This is a genomic window from Dellaglioa sp. CoH-56-MRSF-11 (assembly GCF_056782135.1).
Genome location: NZ_JBXAYE010000144.1, coordinates 1 through 252 on the forward strand (window position 1 = coordinate 1; position 252 = coordinate 252).

General features: G+C 51.6%; 1 protein-coding gene. It reads right to left on the reverse strand.

The genetic code is table 11. The features are described from left to right. Position 1: 1 nt before the first annotated feature. A partial coding sequence (locus AC1RPT_RS08185) for a hypothetical protein (protein WP_481763056.1) occupies positions 2-252 on the reverse strand: 251 nt, incomplete at its 5' end.

Sequence of the window (252 nt, forward strand, 5' to 3'; positions counted from 1 at the left end):
CCTAGATCGTGATTTGCAAAACGACCTCTGGATTCCAGGCTCTGCACCTGGTTCTGCCGCGCTCGTACCCCCCTCTCCTTTTGCTCCTTCTTCTTTCCTCCTTTCCCCCTCTTTCCCCTCCCTTCCCCTCTTTTTTTCTTTCCCCTTCTTTCTCCCTTTTTCCCTCTCTCCTTTCTCTCCTTTTTTTTCTTCCTTCTTTTCCTTTCTTCTCCCTCTCTCCTTCCTCCTCCCTCTCTCCCCCTCCTTTCCCCT